The organism is bacterium SCSIO 12741, assembly GCA_024398055.1.
In the GTDB taxonomy this organism is placed as follows: Bacteria; Bacteroidota; Bacteroidia; order Flavobacteriales_G; family Salibacteraceae; genus SCSIO-12741.
The window spans coordinates 2,366,128-2,390,597 of sequence record CP073749.1 but is presented as its reverse complement, the minus strand read 5'-3'; the positions used below and the strand labels follow the sequence as shown (position 1 = coordinate 2,390,597).

Genomic DNA, 24,470 nt, shown 5'->3' with positions numbered 1-24,470 from the left:
CCGCTTTTCTTCTGCGCATACAGATTCGAAAATCAACCTCCTCCAATTTTAGAATCGTTTCATCCAAAATCATAGAAATCTTTTCTTTAAGCTCCTGATATTGATTACTTTCGAATAAATAATTGGAGATGAAAACTCTAGTCAGCCTTACCTTATTCAATCTGCTCCTTTCCTGGTCGTGTCTGGCTCAAAATGGATTTCACAATACCTACCACGTAGAGACTCTACAATCTGCTACTGGATCCTACATTGTTTCCTACGCTAACCACGTTCGCGTACCGGATGTAGAGAAGAACAAGCTCGCTATTGTTCCCATCGGCTTCGGCTTTGAATACAACAATAAAACCTACACCCACCTGGTAGTGAGTCCCAAGGGCTGGGCGTCCTTTGACACCACGATCACCTCTATAGCGGCCGGGAACGATTTGGACAGCTCAGGCCTAAAAAATGTGATTGCCCCTTTGTGGGACGATCATGACACCGTTCATTATGGGCATGGCTACGCTTCCTATTTACACGGAACCCAGGTATTTACCTTTGAGTGGTTAGATTGGGTTTACACACCCGGCATTGGAGTAATTCAGGTGGTTATGCAATTGGAATTACACCAACATTCCAACCGAATCCGATTCAATTATGATCAAGGACATCAGGGAGCTCAGCCCATTGGCATGCAGGCTTCCATCGGATTGAGAAACGACCAGGTAGGCCCAGGAAGCTTTATCAGTATTGGCTCTCATCAATCATTTAAAAGCGGAAACCTAATTGAGACAACCGAAAAGGACACACTCTCTTTAGTTCCCGGAGTAGACTACCTATTTACTCCCTGCAAAAATCTGGTACCCGACACGATTTGGGATACCGTGAATTGCCAAGCCCACCAGGCCCTGGATGGAAAATACTATTACACACCAGGAACCTACACCATTCATTTACCTCGAAAAAGCCTGTGCGACTCCTCCTACACCCTAATGTTGGCTGCCGGGTCGAGTGCCATTTTTCGCGATACGGTCGTGGACGTAGGTTGTCAAAATTACCTTTCTACCAACCAACAGGTGTGGTACAATTCGGGCATATACCAAGAATTGGTTCCCAGCATAGACTCTACGAACTGCGATACCCTAAGACGCTACGATATTACCGTTAAAGATTACCAGGAAACACGCTACGACACGGTATGTGATAGCTATACGGCTCCCGACGGAAAGACCTACACAAGCTCACAGTACTTTTTGGCCCATAAAACCAACCTCAATGATTGTGATTCTATTTTGGGTATATACCTAACCGTTAAGCGTAAAAGCCAAACTACTTTCTGGGATACCCTCTGTGCTCCCCGGATGAGCTCTACTGGAAAACTCTTTACAACCACAGGTATTTATTTTGACACTCTTACCAATGCGGTAGGTTGCGACTCTTTGGAACGCTACGAATTGGTAATCTCTGATTCCAGCCTGACTAAGATGAAAGATACCGTTTGCCACTCTTATACCTGGAAAGAGGCTCACGGACAGGTTCTTTTTCAAACCGGTGTTTACCTCGACACCTTACCCAATCAGTTTGGCTGCGACTCCATTCTGGAGCTAAACCTGATGGTTAAACCCGAATCTCGCCTTTCTTTTTGGGACACTCTCTGCGGGTCCTTTCAATCACCTACGGGTAAAATTTGGACCAAGAGCGGCATCCACACCGACACGCTAACCAACGTATATGGCTGCGATTCACTTCTACACTTCAATCTGATTATCCACCAGCCATCCGTTGTCAATCATCGTTTTTCCTCTTGTTATGAATACATCTCCCCTTCAGGAAAAGTATGGACGCAAAGTGGCCAATACCAAGACACCCTGCTCAATGCAGCGGGTTGTGATTCCCTCCTGTATTTCGACTTGACGATATATCCGGTCACCATCGAGCAATTTTCATTTACCGCCTGCGACAGTTTCGTATCTCCAACCGGAAAAGTCTGGACACAAAGCGGCTTGCATCATGATACGCTGTTCAATCATTTCGGCTGTGATTCCTTAAGAAGAGAGTACCAATTGCTTATTGGGCATAACTCGTATGCCAGTTTGGTGGACACGGTATGTCAGGCCTATCAAACTCCTGCCGGCTCCAGATGGACCGTCAGCGGCATATACCAGGAGAAGTTGAATACTCCGTTGGGTTGCGATAGCATTATTGAGTATCGATTGACCATTTACCCTTTATCGGATTCAGTAACAATGAATGGAAACCGGTTAACAGCAGATCAGGATTCTGCCCGTTATCAATGGATCGATTGTGAAAATGGCCTGCCATTAACCGGAGATACGCTTAGGAGTTTTCAAGCGCAAACCAATGGTGAATATGCATTGGTGGTATCTAAAAACGGATGTACGGACACCTCTGCTTGCCTCAAGGTAGAAGGCTTGGGCTTCCAGGAAGAATCAGCAAATACCCAAATTCGTTTGTACCCCAATCCGGTCAAGGATCAGCTTCATATAGAATTGGAATGGGAACAATTTGAGCGCATTTCCCTTACCTGGCTCGATGGTTTGGGTAGAGAGGTAAGCCAAAAAGACCTTCAGGTTCATCCCGGATCCAACTCTTTTGACATAAATGTAGAAAACCTCGAAGGCGGCTGGTATACGCTATGGATACAAGGAAATGGACAAAGCAAGGCCTTTTTGATTGAAAAACAGTAGGGAAATTTTGGTCGCATTACGATGCAATTGAAAATTGATCCTGAAGGTTGATCATTGAAAATCTAACAAAGGTTGTATACTTTTATCTTTTAGAAGAGAGGCCTATGTTGCGGATAGTTGTGCTTATTACCCTACTCCCCCTATTGTCTTACTCCCAAATAGATACCTTGGACAAAGGCAACCTGGAAGTAATCGATTCCTTGAATGGACTTAAGACTATTTACCCCTTTAAAGACCGCCAGGTAGATGGAACGGTTAATGCTTTTTACCTGGAAAGCAATCAGCTGGCTCACACGGTAAACTATGCAGCCAACCAGCGACAAGGTGCTTGGAATTTCTTTGTTTATGATTCCACGGAGCATGGCCACCTTTACCAGCACTTCAACTTTGTTAATGACACGCTTAGTGGTCCTTTTGTACGGCTCACCGATTCCATTTACGAAGTGGGATCCTATGCCAATGGAGAGTTAGACAGCCTCTACACCTCCTACCTTATGACCTGGGACACGATCGGCGACACAGCTACCCTGATCATAGATTCTGGTTACTATGAATCGGGCCAAAAAAGCAAATACTGGTACCACTATAAAGACGGCAAAATAGATCGGGAAGGGTTTTATTCGGAAGACCTTATGAGTGGCAAATGGCGCATCTATGGTGGCCCTTCCAACGAATTAACCCGAGAGGTAACCTACGAAAACGGCAAAAAGAATGGCCCTGAAACTATTTCCATTCATCCTATAGATACCAATGTGGATGGAGAATACATTTCCACTGGCTGGGCACGTTATGAAGAGCTGATCACCTGGAAAAACGATGTTCGAAATGGTCCTTATTACCGCACCGGATTCGAATCCGAAAAACTGGAAGAAGGAACTTACCTGGATGGCAAAAAACAGGGCGCCTGGACCTTTTCCACTCCAAAGGACAAACGCGAAGAAATCATCACCTTTCAAGAAGACATTAAGAGCGGCCCTTACGAATTAAAAATTGCTGGAGTGAGCATAGAAAAAGGAACCTTCGATCAAGAGCTAAAAACGGGATTGTGGTCCTTCTACGATGGTGTTACAGGAAAGCTTATCCGAGAAGAAAATTGGGAAGGTGGACAGGCCCATGGCGAATGGAAGTACTATGTAAAAGGCCGGGTAAAGTACTCCAAAAAATTTGAAAGCGACCAGCTGATTGAGATGTTCGAATATGACCGTTCTGGCTTGGAATTAAATTCCCTCTGGATTGAGCATCGGGACGATCAAAAAATGAAGATAAAATATGAGTCGTTAAGTCAGGATAGCATCCTAACCATTCACTACTTACACACGCCTGAATCAGAATGGAAGAACGACAACTTCCTTGAATTCTTCCTCAAGGAAATCCACAACGACACCGTCTTCATCAAAGATGGCTCCTATGAAGTTAAAAAAGGTGGATCTACCGAAGTAAAAGGATCATACAAAGCCAATTTGATGAATGGCACCTGGAGCTACTACTTCAATTCATCCATCGTTTGGGAAAAGGCCTACGTAAACGGGCTAATGGAAAAGGAACGCTTTATCGACAGCCACAATGGCGAACCACTGCCTAAGGGTGAGTATATCTTATGGTATGGTCCGGAGCGACCAAAACTGGAATTCAAAATCAAGGAAGGTTTGCGCAATGGCAAATCAACTTGGTATGGTCCGGATGGCAAGGAAGAACGTTCGGAAAAATACAAGGAAGGAATCCTACAGTAAGCCCAGCCGACGGACTAAACCCACTTCGTAAGCAACAAGCCCAGCATCAAGGCTCCTATACCGAGAATCAAAGAGCCGCCCGCATACAGGGCAAATGGCCCATACTGCCCTGCTTTGAGTAAAAGAGCATTTTCGTAGCTAAACGTTGAGAAGGTGGTAAATCCACCGCAAAATCCGATGGCCAATAAATAGGAAAGATGGTGATTGGTCAATTGATATTTACTGAGCCCTCCAACCACTAAACCCAGAAGTAAACTACCCACAATATTGACGGTTAGCGTTCCAATGGAGTACACCGATTCGAAGCGCTGACTAATCAGCCAGGCCACCAAATAGCGGCTCACACTTCCTAAACCTCCGCCGAGGAAAACCAATAGAATACTAGTCCAGCTCATTCCACTTTTGGCCTATTACTTCAATAATCTTAGCTGTAGCTCCCTGATTTTCGCGAATAAAGTCAAGGCATATCTTTCCTTTTTCAGATCTGATTTCTGCCGATTCTGACCAGGCATCCATCGCGTTTATAAATTCTGATTCCTGATTAAAGGAAAAGGCACCATCCCTATCAATAAGCTCTACAGCTTCTACGAATTTATGGTAATTGGGGCCAAACATCATGGGAACGCCAAAAGCAGCTGGTTCTAATATATTGTGAATCCCGTCAATAAATCCGCCACCAATCACGGAGAAATCGGCGTAACGATAAACCCTTTTTAAAATGCCAATGCAATCTAAAATTAGAATCGGTGCATCCTGCCATTCTCCTCTCTTTTCATCAATTTCTGTAAATCGAATGGATGGAATGGGTAGCTTCTTTCTTAATTCTTCAATTTTGGAAGAATTGATTTCATGGGGCGCAATGATGCATTTCAAATTCCGATCAGGCTGTCTTTTGTACCAATTGACCATCAGTTCATTCTCCTTAGCCCAGCTGCTCCCAACTACCAAAAGTGGCTGCTCTCCCTTAAATTTCTCAATCAGAGGAAGGGGTTCATTTTCTTGCGTAACCTCCGCCACCCTATCGATTCGGGTATCCCCGCACACGGTCACTTCTTGCTTTCCAATTTGGAGCAAAAGCTTCTGGGTCTGCTCGTCCTGAACGAAGTAATGATTTGGAAAATGTAGCACTCTGCGGTAGCCCGAGCCATACCATTTAAAAAAGAGCTGATCGGGTCGTAAGGTTGCTGAAATAAGTACGAATGGAATACTGCGTTGGTGGAGCGTTTTAAAATAGAAGTACCAAAACTCATATTTAACGAAAATGGCTAAACAGGGCTTCACCCGATCCAAAAAATCGGCTGCAGATCGCCTTCCATCAAGAGGCAAATAATAAATCTGATCAGCTTGATCGTAATTGGATAACAATTGATAACCCGATGGAGAGAAAAAGGTCAATACAATTCTCTTTCCCGGATAGCGCTCCTTCAAGCTTTCAATAACGGGTTTTCCTTGCTCAAATTCTCCAACGGAAGAAACATGCACCCAAATGGGCTTATCTTCAAATGCATTTTGTTCCTTTCCAATAACCGTACGCCAATTTCGCCTCCCCTCTACCCATGCACGAGCTTTGGGAACAAACAGCGAGGCTATCCGGATAAACAGCCCATAAGAGCCGACTAAAATCGAATAGAGAAATTCCACGAATTAGTTGTAATAGCGCTTCTGCACCCGTTTCTTGTAGAATGGAATTACCCAGCCCACCTTAAATCCAACCGAGGCATCGAAACGGCTATCGGTGTTTTTTTCCTTGGTATTAAAATCGTAATCGCGTCGATTTTGAGTAAACCCTTCAGCCACCTCTACACCAAAGTAAAAATTGAGTAGCCTTGAATTGCTGAAGTATTGATAGCCAACAAATTGAGAAAGCAAAAGACCGTTACTCATACGATCATAGCCCTTCAAATATTCGCCTGAAATCTGCGGAGTATTTCTTTGGGTATCCTCCACCCGAATACGATGCTGCCAAAAACCAACACCAAGAAGAACTTTTATACCTGAATGCGGATTGGGACTTAGCAAAGGGAAAAGCTTTCCAAATTTTCCAGAAACCGTAAATCCACGAAAGTTGGCCTTAAGGGTGGCAAATTCTCCATCCGAGTTGATCAAGTGGCCCGTTGTGGTTAAAATATTGGTCAAGGTATTTTCCTTAACCTGATCACCAAATTGAAAATCGTAATCAGCGCCGTAGATAAAGCCTTTACGGTCTTTCACATAGAATGCAGCCCCAATGGTGTGGAAGAATCCAAAACGATCGGCCAGGTTTCCTGAAGGCAATCGATAGGAGTAAACCAGATCTAAATGGGGGATAATGATCGAGTCTTGTCTTGACTTTTGAGCCTGAGCATTTTCAGACCAGGAAGAAAAGGCCAAAATGAGGCCTAAAATTATCAGATAACTGGTGCTTTTTAATCTCATCGAAAACTAGTGATAATATCCAGGTTTTACGAACCTTTCGGACCGTCAAATTTAATTATATTCGCACGTTTATTTTCAAGGGTTAAAAGAAATGAAAAAACTACAACTGGTTGACCTGAAAACCCAGTACGAAAAGATTCAGGATGAGATAGAAGAATCGGTTATAAATGTCTTGCGATCAACCGCTTACATTAACGGCCCAGAAGTAAAAGAATTTCAGAAAGAACTTGAAGCCTACCTGGATGTAAAACACGTTATCCCCTGTGCAAATGGAACGGACGCCCTGCAAATTGCTCTAATGGCGCTCGGATTAAAGCCCGGAGATGAGGTAATTACTCCAAGTTTTACCTATATCGCTACTGCTGAAGTTATCGGTCTTTTGAACCTGACTCCGGTATTTGTGGATGTAGATGAGAACCACTTCACGTTGGATATGGAATCCTTGAAGCAGGCCATTACACCAAAAACCAAAGCCATTATCCCTGTGCACCTTTACGGACACTGTGCGAATATGGAAGAGATTATGACCATTGCCAATGAGCACAACATTCCCGTTGTGGAAGACACGGCTCAGGCAATTGGTAGCGACTACATTTACCAAGATGGTTCTCGCCGTAAAGTAGGTACCATTGGAACGGTAGGATGTACGTCCTTTTTCCCATCAAAAAACCTGGGATGCTACGGTGATGGCGGTGCTATCATGACTCAGGATGATGATTTAGCTCAAAAATTGCGCATGGTTTCAAACCATGGCCAGTCAAAAAAATATTACCACGACATCATTGGTGTCAATTCCCGTTTGGATAGTATTCAAGCGGCCATTTTGAGAATCAAACTCAGACACCTCGATGAATACGTTGATGCCCGGCAAAAGGCAGCTTCCTGGTATTCTGAAAAATTTGCTCCTTATGCTCAAATCTCCACTCCTATTACAGAGTCCTGGAGTACGCATGGATTTCACCAATACACCATCAAATTGAATGGTGTGGACCGTGATGCTATGCTCGAGCATTTACAAGCTCAAGGAATTCCGGCCAACATCTATTACCCGCTGCCCATTCACCAACAGGGTGCCTTCAAAGGAAAGCATGAACTAACCGTTAGTCTTGAAGTAACCGACAAGCTAACCGAATGTGTGCTGTCTTTACCGATTCACACCGAATTGGATGAGGAACAACTCAACTACATCACCAATGGTGTTATTGAATTTATAGAAAAGCACTAAAGAACTTATGAAAGTAGCAGTAGTTGGAACCGGATATGTTGGATTGGTTACTGGAACCTGTCTGGCAGAAACGGGCAATGAAGTTATTTGCGTCGACATTGACGAAAAGAAAGTCGATCAAATGAAAAATGGTCAAATCCCGATTTACGAACCGGGATTAGAGGCCTTGTTTGAACGGAACATTTCTCAAGGAAGACTCTCGTTTACCACAAACTTGAAAGAAGCGGTTGACGAATCTCTTTTCATCTTCCTGGCTTTGCCAACACCTCCGGGAGAAGATGGATCAGCTGACCTGTCCTACGTTTTGGGCGTGGCTGAGGAGCTTGGAAAAATCATGACCGAATACAAAGTGGTTATTGATAAAAGTACTGTTCCCGTTGGTACGGCTGAAAAAGTAACCGCCGCCATCCAAAAGAATACAACCGTAGAGTTTGACGTAGTTTCAAATCCTGAATTTTTGCGCGAAGGATTCGCCGTAGAAGATTTTATGAAACCGGATCGTGTAGTAGTTGGAACCAGTTCTGACCGCGCACGTGACCACATGGGGCATTTGTACAAGCCTTTCGTTCGTCAAGGAAATCCAATCCTTTACATGGACGAAAAGTCGGCAGAGTTGACCAAGTACGCTGCCAACGCCTTTTTGGCAACCAAGATTACCTTCATGAATGAAATCGCCAATGTGTGCGAGAAGGTAGGTGCCAATGTTGACGAAGTTCGTATTGGAATTGGAGCAGATTCTCGTATTGGTCGCCGTTTCCTTTTCCCTGGAATAGGATATGGTGGTAGCTGCTTCCCCAAAGATGTTCAAGCGCTAAGCAAGTCTTCTATTGAGGCCGACTACGATTTCCGGATTCTGAACTCGGTAATGGAAGTCAACCAAAAGCAAAAAACCATTTTGATACCACGTATTTTGGATCACTTTGGTGGTGACTTAAAAGGAAAAAAGATTGCGGTTTGGGGATTGGCCTTTAAGCCTAACACGGATGACATTCGTGAAGCCCCATCACTTTACAACATAGAAAAACTTCTTGAAGCTGGTGCTGATGTTACCGCCTTTGACCCAGAAGCCATGGAAAATGTGAAGGGTGTTTTAGGCGACAAGATTAACTATGCTTCCAATCAATATGAAGCTTTAGTAGGTGCAGACGCATTATTGATCTGTACTGAATGGCAAGTTTTCAGAACTCCGGATTTCTCCAAAATGGAAACCGAGCTCAGTTCAAAACTTATTTTTGATGGAAGGAACTTGTACGAGCAAGAAGAGATGAAAGAATTAGGTTACGAGTACCACAGTATTGGCCGATAAAATGGAAAGAGTTCTCATTACCGGAGCAGCCGGATTTTTAGGATCCCACTTGTGTGATCGCTTCATCAAAGAAGGGTACCATGTAATTGGGATGGATAACCTTATTACGGGTGACAAGAGCAACATCGAGCACCTGTTTCCACTCAAAAACTTTGAGTTCTATCACCACGATGTATCCAAGTATGTCCATATTCCGGGTGACTTGAAATACATCCTGCATTTCGCTTCTCCGGCCAGTCCTATTGACTACTTAAAGATCCCTATCCAAACCCTTAAGGTGGGCTCCTTAGGAACGCACAATTTATTGGGATTGGCGAAAGCTAAAAAAGCGACCATTTTGGTGGCTTCTACTTCTGAAATTTATGGCGACCCTACCGTTCACCCTCAAACCGAATCGTATTGGGGAAATGTGAATCCAGTAGGCCCAAGAGGGGTATATGACGAAGCCAAGCGTTTTCAGGAAGCCATGACCATGGCCTACCATACCTTCCACGGTGTGGATACCCGTATTGTTCGAATCTTCAACACCTATGGACCTCGGATGAGGTTGAACGATGGAAGAGTATTACCTGCCTTTATTGGTCAAGCTCTTCGTGGAGAAGATCTAACCATTTTTGGAGATGGATCTCAAACTCGTTCTTTCTGTTTTGTAGACGATTTGATCGAAGGGATTTACCGATTGCTCCTATCCGGACACACGGATCCGGTGAACATCGGGAATCCAAATGAGATTACCATTCTCGACTTTGCGAAAGAGATTTTGGCCCTAACCGGTTCAGATCAGAAATTAATCTTCAAAGATCTTCCGGTAAACGATCCTAAACAGCGTCAGCCTGATATTACCAAGGCCCGTGAAGTATTGAATTGGGAGCCAAAAGTTTCTCGTTCTGAAGGATTGAAAGTGACCTACGATTATTTCCGATCTCTTCCAGAAGATGAGTGGTATAAAAAAGAGCATTACAATTTCGATGAGTACATCAAACGATAAATCACCCTATTTTGCCCATGAGACAGCTGTCGTTGACGAGGGCTGTATCATTGGGGAGGGAACACGCATTTGGCATTTTAGCCACATCATGCCCGATTGTAATATCGGCGAAGGCTGCAATATTGGTCAGAACTGTGTGATTTCTCCCAAAGTAAAATTGGGTAAGAATGTAAAAATTCAGAATAACGTTTCGGTTTATACCGGCGTGGAATGTGAAGACGATGTTTTCCTGGGTCCATCCATGGTATTTACTAACGTTATCAACCCTCGGAGTGGGGTTAATCGCAGAGGGCAATACAGCCAAACTGTGGTAAAACAAGGAGCCAGCATCGGGGCCAACGCAACCATCGTTTGCGGGAACCCCATTGGCCGATATGCCTTTATCGGTGCTGGTTCGGTGGTCACCAAAGAAGTACCGGATTATGCCCTTGTGGTTGGTAATCCGGCCCGTCAAATTGGTTGGATGAGTGAATATGGTCATCGCTTGCAATTTGATGAAAATGGCCTGGCCAAGTGCCCAGAGAGTGGGGACGACTATGAGTTAACAGATGGAAATGTGAGAAAAAAAGATCAATGATCATGTACGATAAAATTCTGAACAAGGAGAACAAATTAGCGGTAATCGGATTGGGTTACGTCGGATTGCCAATTGCGCTGGAATTTGCGCGCAAAATCAAAGTGGTTGGTTTCGACATCAATGCTGAACGAGTAGAGTTGATGCGTCAAGGAATTGACCCCAGTGAAGAATTGGAATCATCAGCTTTTGAAGGATGTGACATTGAATTTACGGCTAATCCAGACGACCTGAAGGATGTAACCTTCTTTATCGTTGCCGTTCCTACACCGATTGATGAGTACAATCAACCAAATCTGCGCCCATTGCTTGGAGCTTCGTCTACAGTGGGTAAAGTATTGAAAAAAGGCGATTACGTAGTTTACGAATCCACCGTATATCCAGGTTGTACAGAAGATGATTGTATTCCTGTTTTGGAAAAAGAATCAGGTCTGAAATACAACGAAGATTTCAAAGTAGGATATTCTCCAGAACGAATTAACCCAGGAGACAAAGAGCACACCATTACCAAAATTTTGAAAGTGGTATCAGGTAGTGATGATGAGTCCTTGGATTTGATCTCGAAGGTTTACGAATTGATCGTTGAGCCAGGGGTGCACCGCGCTTCTTCTATCAAGGTTGCTGAGGCTGCCAAAATCATTGAGAATACTCAACGCGACTTGAACATTGCTTTGATGAACGAATTGTCCATCATTTTCAACCGCATTGGCATCAACACTTACGAAGTACTTGAAGCAGCTGGAACCAAATGGAACTTCCTGCCCTTTAAACCGGGTATGGTTGGTGGACACTGTATTGGTGTAGACCCTTACTATTTGACCTTTAAGGCTGAAGGTGTGGGGTACCATGCTAAGGTGATTAACTCAGGTCGTTATGTTAATGACAGCATGGGATTTTATGTTGCCAAGCAAACGGTGAAGAAGATATTGGCCACGGGCAAAAATATCTCTGGAGCACGCATTTTGGTCATGGGTGCCACCTTTAAAGAAAATGTAAGTGACATCCGTAACTCCAAGGTTTCTGATGTGGTTAAAGAATTGCAATCTTACCGCGCCAATGTAGAGGTAGTAGACCCTTACGCAGATTCCAAAGAATTGATGGAAGAGTATCACTTCGGATTAACGGATAAGCCTTCTGGCAAATACGATGCTATTATCGTTGCTGTTAATCACGCCGAGTACTTGTCTTTGAAAGAAGGCGACTTCAAAAACATGCTCACCGATGAAGGTCTTTTGGTTGACATCAAGGGAATCTATCGCGGAGCGATTGAAAACATTAGTTACTGGTCACTCTAATTTATCTTAATCATGTCTTTTTCAAAAACCATTCTGATAACTGGAGGAGCAGGTTTTATTGGTTCTCATGTGGTACGCCTCTTTGTTAACCAATACCCGGATACGCAAATCCTGAATCTGGACAAACTAACCTACGCCGGTAACCTGGAAAACCTTCGGGACATTGAGAACGCTCCGAACTACAAATTTGTCAAAGGAGACATTTGCGATAGTGAAGGATTAGACGCTCTGTTTACCGAATACAACATTGAAGGAGTTATTCACTTGGCTGCGGAATCTCATGTAGACCGCTCCATTGAAAATCCTTTAGCCTTTGTTCAAACCAATGTGATTGGTACGGTTACCTTATTGAATGCGGCTAAAAAGGCATGGGCAGGAGACTACGAGAATCGCATCTTTTACCACATTTCTACGGATGAGGTATATGGAAGCTTAGGAGAAACAGGATTGTTTGAAGAAACAACCTCTTATGACCCTAAGAGCCCCTATAGTGCCTCCAAAGCGTCGTCAGATCATTTTGTACGGGCCTATGCCAACACGTACAAAATGCGGGTAAAGATTTCGAATTGCTCGAACAACTACGGACCTTTTCAATTTCCTGAAAAGCTAATTCCGCTTTGCATCAACAATATCGTGAATGAGAAGCCCCTTCCGATTTACGGAAAAGGGGAAAACATTCGTGACTGGTTGTATGTAGTGGACCATGCTGAAGCTATCGAACAAGTATATCGCAACGGAAAAGACGGTGAAACCTACAACATTGGTGGCCACAACGAATGGACCAATATTGACTTGGTTCGCTTACTCTGCGATGTGACCGATGAATTGACTGGAAAGGAAGTAGGCACCTCTCAAAAGTTGATCACTTATGTAACCGATAGAGCTGGGCACGATATGCGCTATGCCATCGATGCATCTAAGATTGAACGCGAATTGGGCTGGAAACCTTCCCTGACTTTCGAAGTTGGGTTGCGCCATACCGTGGAATGGTACCTAAACAACAGCGAATGGCTGCAGCGAGTAGTTGACGGTGATTACCAGAACTACTATGCAAACATGTACCAGGAAAGGTAAATTCCCGCTTAATACTCCCATAGATCGTGCTCGAAATTGAAGATTAACTCTTCTTCTTTTTGAGCTTCCAATAAGGCATCGATTCCTGTTTTGTAATCGGCGATCATTCTATCATGGGTATTGGATACCTTGATAATGGTGGATTCAAATCTCCTTTTGAGGAAGAGTTCATCGTAGGTCATCGGGCGTGAATCGTTGTGTCGATTGTATACTTCGTTGTGTACAAACATGTGTCTGGCTTCCGGAAAGTATACCCAGAATAGATCTCGAAGGGTCGGGTTTCCATCTGGGCCTTCTACCTCCGCGACCGGTTTGATGCCGATGATACGAACTTCAAGCACCGATCGCTGCCGATCGAAAAACCACTCTTCTTTGATCTCATAGAAACGTACCTGATGTGATTGAATCGTGTCTTTAACGGTTAAGTACCCTGTTTCTTCCCCCCATTCGTTGTATTGGGGCACCAAGGTTTCATCGATAAGTAGCTTGGCCACTCCGGTTGCGTCCAGGGGCGAGTAAACATATCATCAGGAGCCGTGGGCGCCCCAGGGTGATAAGGGGTAATTTCACCGGTCACGAAAATCCCTTCCATGAGATAGTCGTACAGACTTTTGCGGCATTGATTCGGTTCAGTCGGAAAGTATAAACTCTGGTTCAACTTCTTTCTTAAATCGATTCTTCGCCATACGCGGCGTGCCCACATCACATCCGCTTCCCGCAAGTACGGATAGGGAATCACCTTTCGTCCCAATCGATGCTCTCGTTTATGACCACATGGATCGACTGGCTCTAATACTTGAGCCAAGCCAGAAAAAGTAAATCCGACCAGGCATACCACTACCATCATTAAAATTCTCATAGACTCCTTTTTAAGGCCCTGGAGAGCCACTCCGGCACGCGGAATGAGAGCAGCCCTCCGGGCAAAATTCAATTACTTAACCTCTACGATAATGCTACCTTCTAAAGGACGGTTTTTAGCTCCTTCCTTATTCATTTTGGCCACCACATCATAAATAGACAAAACATGGCCTTTACGCATCGTTTGAATGGCCCTCTTAACCTCTTGAGGGAATTGTCCTCCGGTAACATTATAAGTGATCGATCGGTCGCCATTTCGAATCATTACCTTGTAGCTCACCACATCATAATGCAGATTAAAGACGAAGTTGTCCAGTTTGGCTGCAATACCCCGACCTGTTCTCAGTTCAGCCGGGCTCATTTTCACATAGCCTGTTTTTCCACGAAATCGAGGCACCGGTTTGGGAACCGTTTTCAAACGGTATTCGATAGGTGTAAAAGTCTCCAATTGCCCATTTACCTCCGCCGACACCGATATGTTTACCGTATTGTTCGTGTTACCCGCATTAGGAATGATATCATACATACCCCGGGAGCGATCCTTGGCAACCACTTTACAGCCCGGCACACTCACTCTTAGATCTTCGGAAGGAATACCTGCCATCGATATATCGATCGGGTTTTCTAAGCCCTTGTAGAGCACATTCATCGCTCTTGGCGAAACCACTAAGTTTGGACGAGAGACCAAATACTCATGTTCAAAGTCGTAACTGGACCAGTCTCCAGCCATATTTTGGAGCTTCACCGTTCCACCCCATTTTTGCGGCCCTACAGCGTTTGTTTTTACACCGAAGGTAGCTACCCCATTTTCGTAGCTAACAGGCCCAGAATTGCCTCTTAACTCAACCAGGGGTGGCTTGGTCTTGCGAAACGCGGCCACGATAATATCCGCCTTAAACGAATCTCCCTGGTTGATATAAGTTCCATAGTGTGGAATGACCTTTACGGCCAAGGTATCGAAGGAATCATCTCCAATAAAAATATCCCTGGAAAGTCTCTTGACAATTACAGCTTCCGAATTTCGAACGGCCGCTTGGAACCGCGTCAGATTAGTAATGGTTGCTGCTAATGGTAGGTGGTAAAAATTAGCTACCTCCCACTCCTCGACCAGATCATGTTGCTTTTGGGCCTCCAGAGGTATCTGAAGTTCCCTAACCAGGGCCTCATTATCTGGAAACGTCTCAGCAATACTGGCATTAAAGGCCTCCAGGCGTTCTTTGAGTAAAAGCGCACAGGTGGGGTTATCCGTACAAGGGTTTACCTGATCCTGCCCGATCATCAACTCAGCACCTATGTCTTGGTTATCGAGGTTTTGAATATCCTCCAATTTCATGGTATCACCAGCCCCCGCCTCTAAGCCATCGGCTTTCTCTTTGAGTCTCGCTTTGATAAACTCAATTTGGTCTACAATCTCAGCTGCTTCTGTACGGATGATCTCAGCCTTTCGGAAATAGGGACCCACCTTTAATGAATCATCACGAAAGGCATTGGCCAGATTTTGATAGGCCACGTCCAACTGTTTGTCAAAGTTTTCAGTGGTTCGGTTGAGTCCCTGATTGATGATCAGGAATGAGTTTAAAATTTCTTTGGAGACGTTCATCGCAAGCAAACAAAGCAATACGAGGTACATCAGGTTGATCATTTTTTGCCGGGGCGGCAAGTCACTTAGTCCCATAGCATACTCCTTTTTAAGATTAACAATAGCGGCTTTGGGAACCCCGATGCTCGTCAGGAGTATCCTCGGCCAGGCGAGAAAAATCTATTGAAGTTGCCCTCTTCCCAAAGGGCAGTTGCTGGGTAATCTGTATCTATCCTATGAATTGGTTTTATTCGAATGGGAAACCATATAAATAACGAAGGATCAGCGAATTATTGCCAATGGAGCAAAAAAAAGCCCTGATGGAATATCCAACAGGGCTTTTCATTATGCGGTTATCTCTGTATTAGAAATGCCAGAGATCGTGTTCAAAATTGAAGATAGTCTCCTCGATCTTTTCAGCCTCAAGCAAGGCGTCCAACCCGGTTTTGTAATCCGAGATTTGACGATCGTACACATTGGAAACTTTGATCACAGTGGATTCGAATTGACGCTTCCAGAAAATATCCTCGTAAGTCCGTCTTTCCGCATCATTAACCCGGTTAAATACTTCCGAGTTAGCAAATACGTAACGAGCCTCTGGGAAATAGATCCAGAACATATCCTGCAAGGTAGGGTTTCCATCAGGTCCCTCTACTTCGATTACTGGCTTAATACCAATAATTCGAACATCCATTACAGAGCGTTGTCTTTCAAAAAACCACTCTTCTTTCATTTCGTAAAACTTCACTTGAGCCGAACGAACGGTGTCACGTACAATCTCAGTACCGGTAACATCACCATACTCGTCATAAATCTCAACTTCGGTTTCACTAACCATTCTTTTCAACACGTCATCACGAGTCAATGGACGGGTAAACATATCGTCCGGATCTGTAGGAGGTCCTGGATCGTATGCTGTCAAAATTCCGTCTTCCAGGATAGCTTCTCTGATGTAGTCGAACAAGTTCTTACGACCTTGTGCTGGCTCTTCAGGGAAGTAGAACACCTGGTTCATCTTCTTTCTTAGATCAATCCGTCTCCAAATACGCTTTGACCACATTACGTCAGCCTCTCTAAGACTGGTGTAAGGAACAACGCGTCTTGAAGGGGTGTTTTCTTTTACGTATACCCCATCCAATACTGTACTCTGCTGCGCGCTCACATCAAGCAAGGCCAGACAAAACAGAAGGGATAAGATTAATCCAAGATTCCTCATGACTTAATTATTTTACGTGAATAATAATGTTACCATCAAGTGGACGGTTCTGAGCTCCAGGGCGGTCCATTTTGGCAACCACCTTTTGGAAGATCACTGTTTGTCCAGGCTTCATGGATTTTATTACACTCTTCATTTCACCGGTCAAACGTCCACCTTTTGCACGGTATGCTTGGGACTTTCCACCAACAGAAACGAACATTTCAAAACTTACGGTCTTGTATTTCAGGTCAAACAGGAAGTCATCCAGTTTTGAACTCACGAAGTTACCAGTCACTAACTGACTCTTCTTCATGTCAACAGAACCTGTTTTACCGTTGAAGTAAGGGATAGGCTTAGGCACCGTTTTCAAACGATATACCTGAGCTGGGTAACTCTGTCTCTTACCATCGATCATGGCACTTACAGAAACCTTAACTTCTTTAGCTTTAGACTTAGCACTTGGAATAACCTCGTACTTACCTTGAGACTTGTTAATAGGCTTAACCTGGCATCCTTCTACAGTCAAAGACAACTTCTCAGAAGCAATACCCGAAACCGAAATGTCAACTGGGTTCTCAAGACCTTTGTAGAATACGTTCATCTTAGTAGGTGCAACTACCAAGGAAGGTTTAGCAACCATGTACTTGTGCTCAAACTTGTAGTGTACAAAACTTCCGTCTGGCTTCATAACCTTAAGTACCCCACCCCACTCTTGCTCACCAAGAGTAGTAGCTTTCACACCGTAAGAGGCGATACCTTCAGTTTCGAAGTATACGTTAGAAGTATCCTTTCCAATAACCTCAGGACGCTTAGCATCGGTAGTATCAAAACCACCGCTCACGTTTGTAGTAGTGTGAAGAATTGGGTTTTTAGTTGTGTTATAAGCCGCCACCACTACATCGGCGATAAAAGAGTCACCTTGAGTGATGTAAGTACCGTTACGTGGAATTACCTGAACCTGCAACTGGTCGAAGGCAAAGTCGTTCGCACGAATGTTACTCATCAATTCTTTCAGGATACTAGCTTCTGTATTTCGAATAGCCGCTTGAAAACGAGACAAGTTTGTAATCGTTGCAGCCATTGGAAGGTGGTAGAAGTTAGCAATCTCCCAATTTTCCATTTTGTCATGCTGCTTCACTTGCTCCAACGGAATCTTAAGTTCATCAGCAAGTGCCTTATCATCTGCAAACAAACGATCGATAGAATTATTGAATTCTTCAATCTTCGCCTTCAAAACCAAGGCACATGTTTCTTTATCAGAACAAGGATTGGTAGGCTCTTGTCCAATCATCAATTGGGCACCTACATCCTGATTGTCCAAACTGTGAACATATTCCAAATGAACAGTATCTCCGTAACCTTCAGGCTGCTGATCAGCAGTCTCAAGCAAACGGGCCTTGATCATAGCAATGTGCTCAACAATCTCGTCGGACTGGTTCTTAATAGTTTGTGCATCCTTCCAATACTTCTCAACCTTTTTCGGGTCATCATTATACGCTTTTTTAAACTGCGTATAAGTGTCCTCAATTTTGTGCTGGAAGTTATCCGTCGTTCTGATCAAACCTTTGTTGATAATCAAAAACGAGTGGAGGATTTCCTTGGATACGTTCATCGCCAAGAGGCAAAGAAGTACCAAGTACATCAAGTTAATCATCTTCTGCCGTGGTGGCAAATCTCCTAATGACATTTTCTAAACTCCTGTTTTAATTTTTAAAATCTACTATTGAGTTCCTATCCTAGTCAATTAGGCGTTGTTCGGATTCATTGCAGTAAGCATGTTACCGTAAACCGTGTTCAAAGAGCTAATGTTACGAGACAATTCGTTCATTTGCTCAGCATAAACGCGTGCATCTTCTGCAGAGTTGTTCAAGTCAGACAACAAGCTGTCAACACCTGTAAAGTAGCTCTTAGAGTTTTCAAGAGTATCCTGAGCGCTCTTCAATTGCATTTCGTAAGCCGCGTTCAATTCACCCAAGTTACGAGACATATCAGACAATTGCTGACCCATATCCGATCCGTTGCTTGTTTCAGCTGCCAAACCTGACAGAGAATCAGCCGCACGGGTGTAGATATCAGAAAGATTATCTACTGACTCAGATGCATTTCTAACGCTTGATACGTAATCAGTAGTAGCGGCAGAAGCATCAGAGATGTCTGTTAATTGTTTTGCTTGATCAGAAAGACCACGTAGACCGTCGCCAAGACTTTCGATCAATTCAGGTCCGATCTTAGCCTCTTCAAGCATGTTATCGAGTTTCTGAGTAACGGTCAAGTCATCACCTGCCTCGCCGATTTCCTCGCTTCTCTCAAATTCTTCAAGCTCATCTTCGTCCTCAGTGTGAGCCAGTTCGGGATAAACCTTAGACCAATCAACGGCCAAGTGTTGTGGCTCGATAGCACCCAAAGCAAATAGAGCAGATTCAGTACAAAGCCCAACGATGAGCATTACACTCGCACCTGGATAGTGCTGAATTTTAAACAAGGCTCCCAAAATTACAATGGCTGCACCAAGGCTCATACACATGTTAACAATGGTTTTTCCCTTTACTGTTCCATAGAGAAAATGAGCCAATCCTCCTTTTTTTCCTGACATAATTCTTAAAGTTTGTTTTTAGTTATTTTACTTAAATCCTGCGTGCCTTGTTAAATCTGAGACTTACCCATCCCAAGGTAACTCATCACACAGCGGAAGCCGATATAGGCTTTAGCTGTATCTTGATATTCGTAGGTTCGGGTGCTGGTTTGCAGGTAATATCCAACATCCTTCCAGGAACCTCCACGAATAACTTTTCTTTTTAAAACTGGTGGATCATCATTCTTTGCTTCGTAGATGTAATCCATGTTCAAATCGTGTGCGAAGTCGTATACTGACTCATCGTAGGCAGTAGCAGTCCATTCAGCTACGTTACCAGCCATACAATACAGTCCAAAGTCATTTGGCTCATAAGAAACTACTGGTACGGTGTGAATTCCACCATCATCATAGTAGTTACCGCGCAAAGGCTTAAAGTTGGCCAGGAAACATCCACGAGTGTTACGGATATATGGACCACCCCAAGGATAAGGAGACAAATCCAATCCACCACGAGCAGCATATTCCCACTCAGACTCGTTTGGCAAACGGTAATCTTGTACGTAAGAAGAACCTACCGTTGACAAGTAACCGTTGTGCATTTGAGTTCTCCAGATGCTAAAGGCACGAGCCTGCTTCCAGGAAACACCTACTAACGGATATTCATCGTAAGCCGGGTGCCAGAAGTACATATTGGTCAACGGCTCGTTAAACGAGTAGGTAAAGTCATGAATCCAGCAAAGGGTATCAGGGTATACAGGGATTTCATCTCTGTGGATAAACACAGAACGGTCTGTCATTCCACGCTCACGAAGAGCATCTCCATTGATGGTAGGATTTTTACGAGCAGCATCACGCCAGTCAATCCAGAAGTATTCATAAATCAACTTACGGGTATCCAACTCACGGCGGCCGTAGAAACGCTCGTACTCAGGAAGGAACATAACCGACAAAGCTTCACGGCTTTCAGGCTCATTCCAATCAATTTCCGATTCCCAGTTAATTCGAGGAGGCTCAAGGTCTTCCTCATATTCGTTAACCGTAATAAGGTACTCCTCTTCACTAACCTCTTCACCTAGGATGCGGTAAGCCATGGAGTCGCGAACCCAGAAAACAAACTGGCGATATTCGTTATTGGTAATCTCAGTTTCATCCATATAGAATGGTGAAATCGAAACTGTCTTTGCTTTAGATGTATAGGAATATGGGGCATCCTGATCATTAGGGCCCATAACGAAACTACCCGGTGGAATGTAAAGCATTCCATACGGATCTGGTTGATACCAGGGTTCGCGATCCTGTACTCCAATCAGCTGACCGCCTGCATCGGAAAAACATCCGGCAAACAGGAGCGCCGACAACGAAAAAAGCAGCAACTTCTTCATGTTACCTCCTTTATATTTTAGTACACTTATATTCAATGTTTTATACATAGACACCTCGCCTAATGTAACGCAAAATAAGTAAATTATTGCGAAACTTTCTAAATGTTAGAGCCAGAAAGGGTTTTTGTGAATTGTAACCTTGGGTGGGATGGAAATGTTGAAGCAGTAGTTAACAAATACTTCAAACGTTCCGCTGCTGTAGTTAGACAGCTTCTGTGTAGTGATGTCGTACGACATTCCAATTTTAGCAATCCCTGGTCCAAGGGCGCTGGTCTGATAACCGACCATGGGTGCAATTGCATCCTGGAAACGATAAGATACTCCTCCCCATACCATTTCTTTATATAGGGCACGAACATTCAAATCGAACTGCATGGTCCGGAATTCTGTTTTGATGAATACAGTAGGTGTAAAGGTCCAGTCAGCATTCCATTCGTAGTTGTATCCTCCAATGAAGTACATGTGAGACTGTGACTGATACTTTGTACTTTGAACTACTCCACTATTAAAGACCTCACCTTCCAAGGCACTTTGATTCAAGTGCTGAAGGGAAACCCCACCAAAAATCTTTTTGTCTTCAGACTTAAAGTACAACCCTAAGTCCATATCGAAACCATATTGCTGGCTATTTGCATTCGGGTTAAGATTCGGGTCAACAATGGTTGAATTGGTACCACCACCATTAGCAGCGTTTCCGTCAGGAGTAACAAACTCACTACCATCAAAAGAAACTCCCATCGCTCCCAGTCCAATACCGAAGCTCAAGTTTCCAATGTTTGGTAATACAAATCGGTTAGCCAAGGAAAGTTTAAAACCATTAAGACTTTGAACTCCAATTACATCATTAACGAATGTAAATCCAACCGCAGGATTCAATTGAGGAATCCCTTTAAAAATTTTGATTGGCGAATGAACAGAGAAAAGAATATCTCTCGGCGCTCCTTCAAACCCCATCCATTGCTGACGAAACACACCCGTCGCACAGATGGCCTGATTCATTCCGGCATAAGCAGGGTTGTTATACAGTTGTGTCGCAAAGTTTTGCGTAAACTGCGGGTCCTGCTGAGCCTTTACGCCTAATGCGCTAAAAATCAGAAATATAAAAAGTATTCTCTTCATCATACCTGCTCCATTTTCTCCGAATCGCGGCTGCTAAAATAGTTAAAAATTAGTAGCATCCAAAAATTTTCAACACCACTGATAGGATTAGACTGTCAAGCCAATTGGGGCGTTGGGTAAAATTTCAACAATCCTTTGGTAACAAATCAGCGCCCTATTCATAAGCCAACCTTACGACTTTGTAATTCTTATCTTATCTTCCAGACACCCCTATAACCAGAATGGATTTTTGTGAACATTTCTTCCCGAGGGAGATTGAAGCAGTAGTTGGCGAATAACTCGAAGCTTCCACTGCTATGTTGAATGAGCCTACTCGTGGTTATATCATAAGAGGCCCCAATTTTCAACAAGCCTCTTCCCATTCTCATTTGATAGCCGATCATTGGGCTCACAGCATCCTGAAAACGATAAACAAGTCCTGCCCAAATAGACTGACGATAAATAGCACGAACAGACGCATCAATCTGAAGGGTCCGAAATTCTGTTTTCACCAAAAGACCCGGCTCGAAGGACCAGGCTCCCCTACCTCTAAATTGATAAGATCCATGAATTGTCAAATTGGGAGCCAGATGAAAACGATTGCTTTGCACGGTATTGGAATCCCGAACAAACTGCCTTCCATCAATTGTTAACCCGTTTAAATGCTTCAGTGCGGCACCGGCCTGAAAGTTTCCTTTAAAGGATCGGTAATAGACTCCGAGATCCAAGTCCAGGCCATAATCAGTATGTTGATCACGAGCGTTGATAAATTCATCTCGGATACCTGCTCCATATTCTCCATCTGTAGATAGAGCTTCCGAAAAATCAAAATGAACGCCATAGGCCCCTACACCAAGTCCAACATGCAAGTATCCTTTATAAGGAATATAAAAACGATTGGTCAAGGCTACTTTATAGCCCAACATACTCTGGAAGCCAATTCGGTCGCGAACAAACGAAAATCCAATCGCCGGATTTAATTGTGAGGCGGAGTCGAACAACACCAAGGGTGCATGTAAAGTGAACAACATGTCTTTCGGACTTCCTTCAAAGCCAATCCATTGGTTGCGATAGGCCATGGTGGCACAAATGGACCCAGTGGCACCGGCATAGGCTGGATTGACAAAAAGTTGATTGGCAAAATTCTGAGTAAATTGAGGTTCTTGTTGGGCACTGGCTGTGAATCCAAACAAAACCGTCAGGGTACTAATTAAGAGGTTTTTCATAACTGCTAATGTTGGTTCCGAATCGCAGTTACTGGCCGTCAGGCTATTAGGATGTACTTAAAAGATTAATCCACAGTTGGGGCTAATGCAGTTTCTGGTAGTTTCTCCACCACTTTTGAGGAACCTCATCGTTGCATGCCAATTGGTAATCCTGATAAGAACAAGGCACCAGCTGATGACGTCTATAGCGAGAAAGTTTACTTTCTGGATAGGGCACATCCATCCACCAACGATCTGAGCGGAGGTTTTTGTAAAAGATAATTTCGTTGGCCTCTGTATTGGTCGCTACAATGTATTTAAGAAGCTCTTTCTTATCCCGGTTAATGGTATCGTATTTCCGGTTGTAGAAACCTTCTACGAAGTACCAAAGCATTTCAGAGACTAAAAAAGAAGTCTGATCCATTTGATCTACCGAAGGATTCAATTCATAGAATCCGATGGACGATAGCTTATCACTCAAGCCAGCGTAACGAGTTATGGCACAAGCCTCTTCCCCGTTAAATCCGTTAGGAGTGGTGTTCTTATTCCCGGGAGCATCAGCGAATCGAATAGCTGAAATATCGAAACTCAGCACATCGGCATTTCTCACCACCGGTTCAACTTCGCGAATATCTGCTTTCACCTCTCCAAGACGATACACATCAAAATATAAGCGCTCCATCAATTGACGCTCTTCCAATGAAGTGAAGTAGGTCTGGTAACCCAAATTGCTATAATTGAACAAATAATTGGGTTGATGAAGAATGATCTTATTTAAGAAGGAACGAGACGAAATGGATTCATTTACATCTCCGAGATCAAATCGGTTGTCGATGGATACAATATTTACCACCTGCTCCAATTCTTCATAAGCCTGGTAGTTGGCAAAGGTCAAGTCCTGACTTCCTCCTAAGATTACCGGCAAGGTTCCCATTTTAACACATTCCGCCACTACTTGACGAACAGCAAAGTAGGTATCCTCTACAGATTCTCCAGGTTGAATATTACCGAGATCGGCAATTTTGCAATCCTCCCAATTGTTCTTCAGCTTGTAAAACTGCTTACGAATGGCATCCGGGGCCTCAGCGCAACCTTTATTGTTAATGGACAAGCGATCTTCGAGAACACCGATTAGAACAATATCAAAGTCTGCTGGATTAGGGAAGTCTTCCCCATCATTAAACAAGGCAATAGTTGAACCCAAGTCCTCGGGAGTATACTCCGAGTTGTAAAATTCAATTTGCTTAAAATAAATCGACAGCTCCATAATGATGGGGATTC

Annotated in this window: 21 protein-coding genes; 8 read left to right on the top strand and 13 right to left on the bottom strand. The window is 43.8% G+C overall.

Annotated elements, in window-relative coordinates; genetic code table 11:
* The first annotated feature begins 128 nt into the window (after positions 1–128).
* Positions 129–2,687: a hypothetical protein gene (locus tag KFE98_10095; GenBank protein ID UTW64465.1), complete on the top strand. Its 2,559-nt coding sequence runs from the start codon at positions 129–131 to the stop codon at positions 2,685–2,687.
* A 104-nt stretch (positions 2,688–2,791) separates the two neighbouring features.
* Complete coding sequence (locus KFE98_10090; protein UTW64464.1) at positions 2,792–4,417, top strand: hypothetical protein; 1,626 nt, start codon at positions 2,792–2,794, stop codon at positions 4,415–4,417.
* A gap of 14 nt (positions 4,418–4,431) precedes the next feature.
* On the opposite strand, the gene crcB is transcribed toward KFE98_10090, so the two are convergent.
* The 3 genes from crcB to KFE98_10075 are packed head-to-tail and all read right to left on the bottom strand — an operon-like array spanning position 4,432 to position 6,832.
* Positions 4,432–4,812 carry a fluoride efflux transporter CrcB gene (crcB, locus tag KFE98_10085; protein ID UTW64463.1) on the bottom strand — a complete coding sequence of 127 codons (381 nt, stop codon included), beginning with the start codon at positions 4,810–4,812 and terminating at the stop codon, positions 4,432–4,434.
* Entirely contained in the window at positions 4,799–6,058 is a 1,260-nt protein-coding gene (locus KFE98_10080; GenBank protein ID UTW64462.1) for a 3-deoxy-D-manno-octulosonic acid transferase, read from the bottom strand. The genes crcB and KFE98_10080 overlap by 14 nt, the downstream gene beginning before the upstream one ends.
* Positions 6,059–6,061: 3 nt before the next feature.
* Complete coding sequence (locus KFE98_10075) at positions 6,062–6,832, bottom strand: hypothetical protein (GenBank protein ID UTW64461.1); 771 nt, start codon at positions 6,830–6,832, stop codon at positions 6,062–6,064.
* 91 nt (positions 6,833–6,923) lie between these two features.
* Here KFE98_10075 and KFE98_10070 point away from each other — a divergent pair, with 91 nt between their 5' ends.
* Genes KFE98_10070 through rfbB form a run of 6 tightly spaced genes read left to right on the top strand, consistent with a single transcriptional unit; the run spans position 6,924 to position 13,294 of the window.
* Positions 6,924–8,057 (top strand): DegT/DnrJ/EryC1/StrS family aminotransferase, encoded by a 1,134-nt coding sequence (locus KFE98_10070; GenBank protein ID UTW64460.1) that lies wholly within the window; start codon positions 6,924–6,926, stop codon positions 8,055–8,057.
* Positions 8,058–8,064: 7 nt separating this feature from the next.
* Positions 8,065–9,363: a UDP-glucose/GDP-mannose dehydrogenase family protein gene (locus tag KFE98_10065; GenBank protein UTW64459.1), complete on the top strand. Its 1,299-nt coding sequence runs from the start codon at positions 8,065–8,067 to the stop codon at positions 9,361–9,363.
* Position 9,364: 1 nt separating this feature from the next.
* The gene (locus tag KFE98_10060; GenBank protein UTW64458.1) at positions 9,365–10,351 is read left to right on the top strand and encodes an SDR family oxidoreductase; all 987 of its coding nucleotides are present in this window, start codon (positions 9,365–9,367) and stop codon (positions 10,349–10,351) included.
* Entirely contained in the window at positions 10,332–10,928 is a 597-nt protein-coding gene (locus KFE98_10055; protein ID UTW64457.1) for an N-acetyltransferase, read from the top strand. The genes KFE98_10060 and KFE98_10055 overlap by 20 nt, the downstream gene beginning before the upstream one ends.
* 2 nt (positions 10,929–10,930) lie before the next feature.
* Positions 10,931–12,220, top strand: a complete 1,290-nt coding sequence (locus KFE98_10050; protein UTW64456.1) for a nucleotide sugar dehydrogenase — start codon at positions 10,931–10,933, stop codon at positions 12,218–12,220.
* 12 nt (positions 12,221–12,232) lie between these two features.
* On the top strand, positions 12,233–13,294 hold the full coding sequence (gene rfbB, locus KFE98_10045) for a dTDP-glucose 4,6-dehydratase (protein ID UTW64455.1): 1,062 nt from the start codon (positions 12,233–12,235) through the stop codon (positions 13,292–13,294).
* 8 nt (positions 13,295–13,302) lie between these two features.
* Here rfbB and gldN (KFE98_10040) read toward each other — a convergent pair whose 3' ends face one another.
* From gldN (KFE98_10040) to KFE98_09995, 10 genes are all read right to left on the bottom strand, one after another.
* On the bottom strand, positions 13,303–13,788 hold the full coding sequence (gldN, locus tag KFE98_10040) for a gliding motility protein GldN (protein ID UTW64454.1): 486 nt from the start codon (positions 13,786–13,788) through the stop codon (positions 13,303–13,305).
* Complete coding sequence (locus tag KFE98_10035) at positions 13,716–14,153, bottom strand: hypothetical protein (GenBank protein ID UTW64453.1); 438 nt, start codon at positions 14,151–14,153, stop codon at positions 13,716–13,718. The genes gldN (KFE98_10040) and KFE98_10035 overlap by 73 nt, the downstream gene beginning before the upstream one ends.
* A 72-nt stretch (positions 14,154–14,225) precedes the next feature.
* On the bottom strand, positions 14,226–15,794 hold the full coding sequence (locus KFE98_10030; protein ID UTW64452.1) for a hypothetical protein: 1,569 nt from the start codon (positions 15,792–15,794) through the stop codon (positions 14,226–14,228).
* 301 nt (positions 15,795–16,095) lie between these two features.
* Positions 16,096–16,947 carry a gliding motility protein GldN gene (gene gldN / locus KFE98_10025; protein UTW64451.1) on the bottom strand — a complete coding sequence of 284 codons (852 nt, stop codon included), beginning with the start codon at positions 16,945–16,947 and terminating at the stop codon, positions 16,096–16,098.
* 7 nt (positions 16,948–16,954) lie between these two features.
* On the bottom strand, positions 16,955–18,616 hold the full coding sequence (gene gldM, locus KFE98_10020) for a gliding motility protein GldM (GenBank protein UTW64450.1): 1,662 nt from the start codon (positions 18,614–18,616) through the stop codon (positions 16,955–16,957).
* Between the two features lie 57 nt (positions 18,617–18,673).
* Positions 18,674–19,522 (bottom strand): gliding motility protein GldL, encoded by an 849-nt coding sequence (gldL, locus tag KFE98_10015; GenBank protein UTW64449.1) that lies wholly within the window; start codon positions 19,520–19,522, stop codon positions 18,674–18,676.
* 50 nt (positions 19,523–19,572) lie between these two features.
* Positions 19,573–20,886, bottom strand: a complete 1,314-nt coding sequence (locus KFE98_10010; GenBank protein UTW64448.1) for an SUMF1/EgtB/PvdO family nonheme iron enzyme — start codon at positions 20,884–20,886, stop codon at positions 19,573–19,575.
* Positions 20,887–20,991: 105 nt separating this feature from the next.
* The gene (locus KFE98_10005; protein UTW64447.1) at positions 20,992–22,008 is read right to left on the bottom strand and encodes a type IX secretion system membrane protein PorP/SprF; all 1,017 of its coding nucleotides are present in this window, start codon (positions 22,006–22,008) and stop codon (positions 20,992–20,994) included.
* 185 nt (positions 22,009–22,193) lie between these two features.
* Positions 22,194–23,210: a type IX secretion system membrane protein PorP/SprF gene (locus tag KFE98_10000; protein ID UTW64446.1), complete on the bottom strand. Its 1,017-nt coding sequence runs from the start codon at positions 23,208–23,210 to the stop codon at positions 22,194–22,196.
* Between the two features lie 82 nt (positions 23,211–23,292).
* Positions 23,293–24,456 carry a formimidoylglutamase gene (locus tag KFE98_09995; protein UTW64445.1) on the bottom strand — a complete coding sequence of 388 codons (1,164 nt, stop codon included), beginning with the start codon at positions 24,454–24,456 and terminating at the stop codon, positions 23,293–23,295.
* Positions 24,457–24,470: the final 14 nt, after the last annotated feature.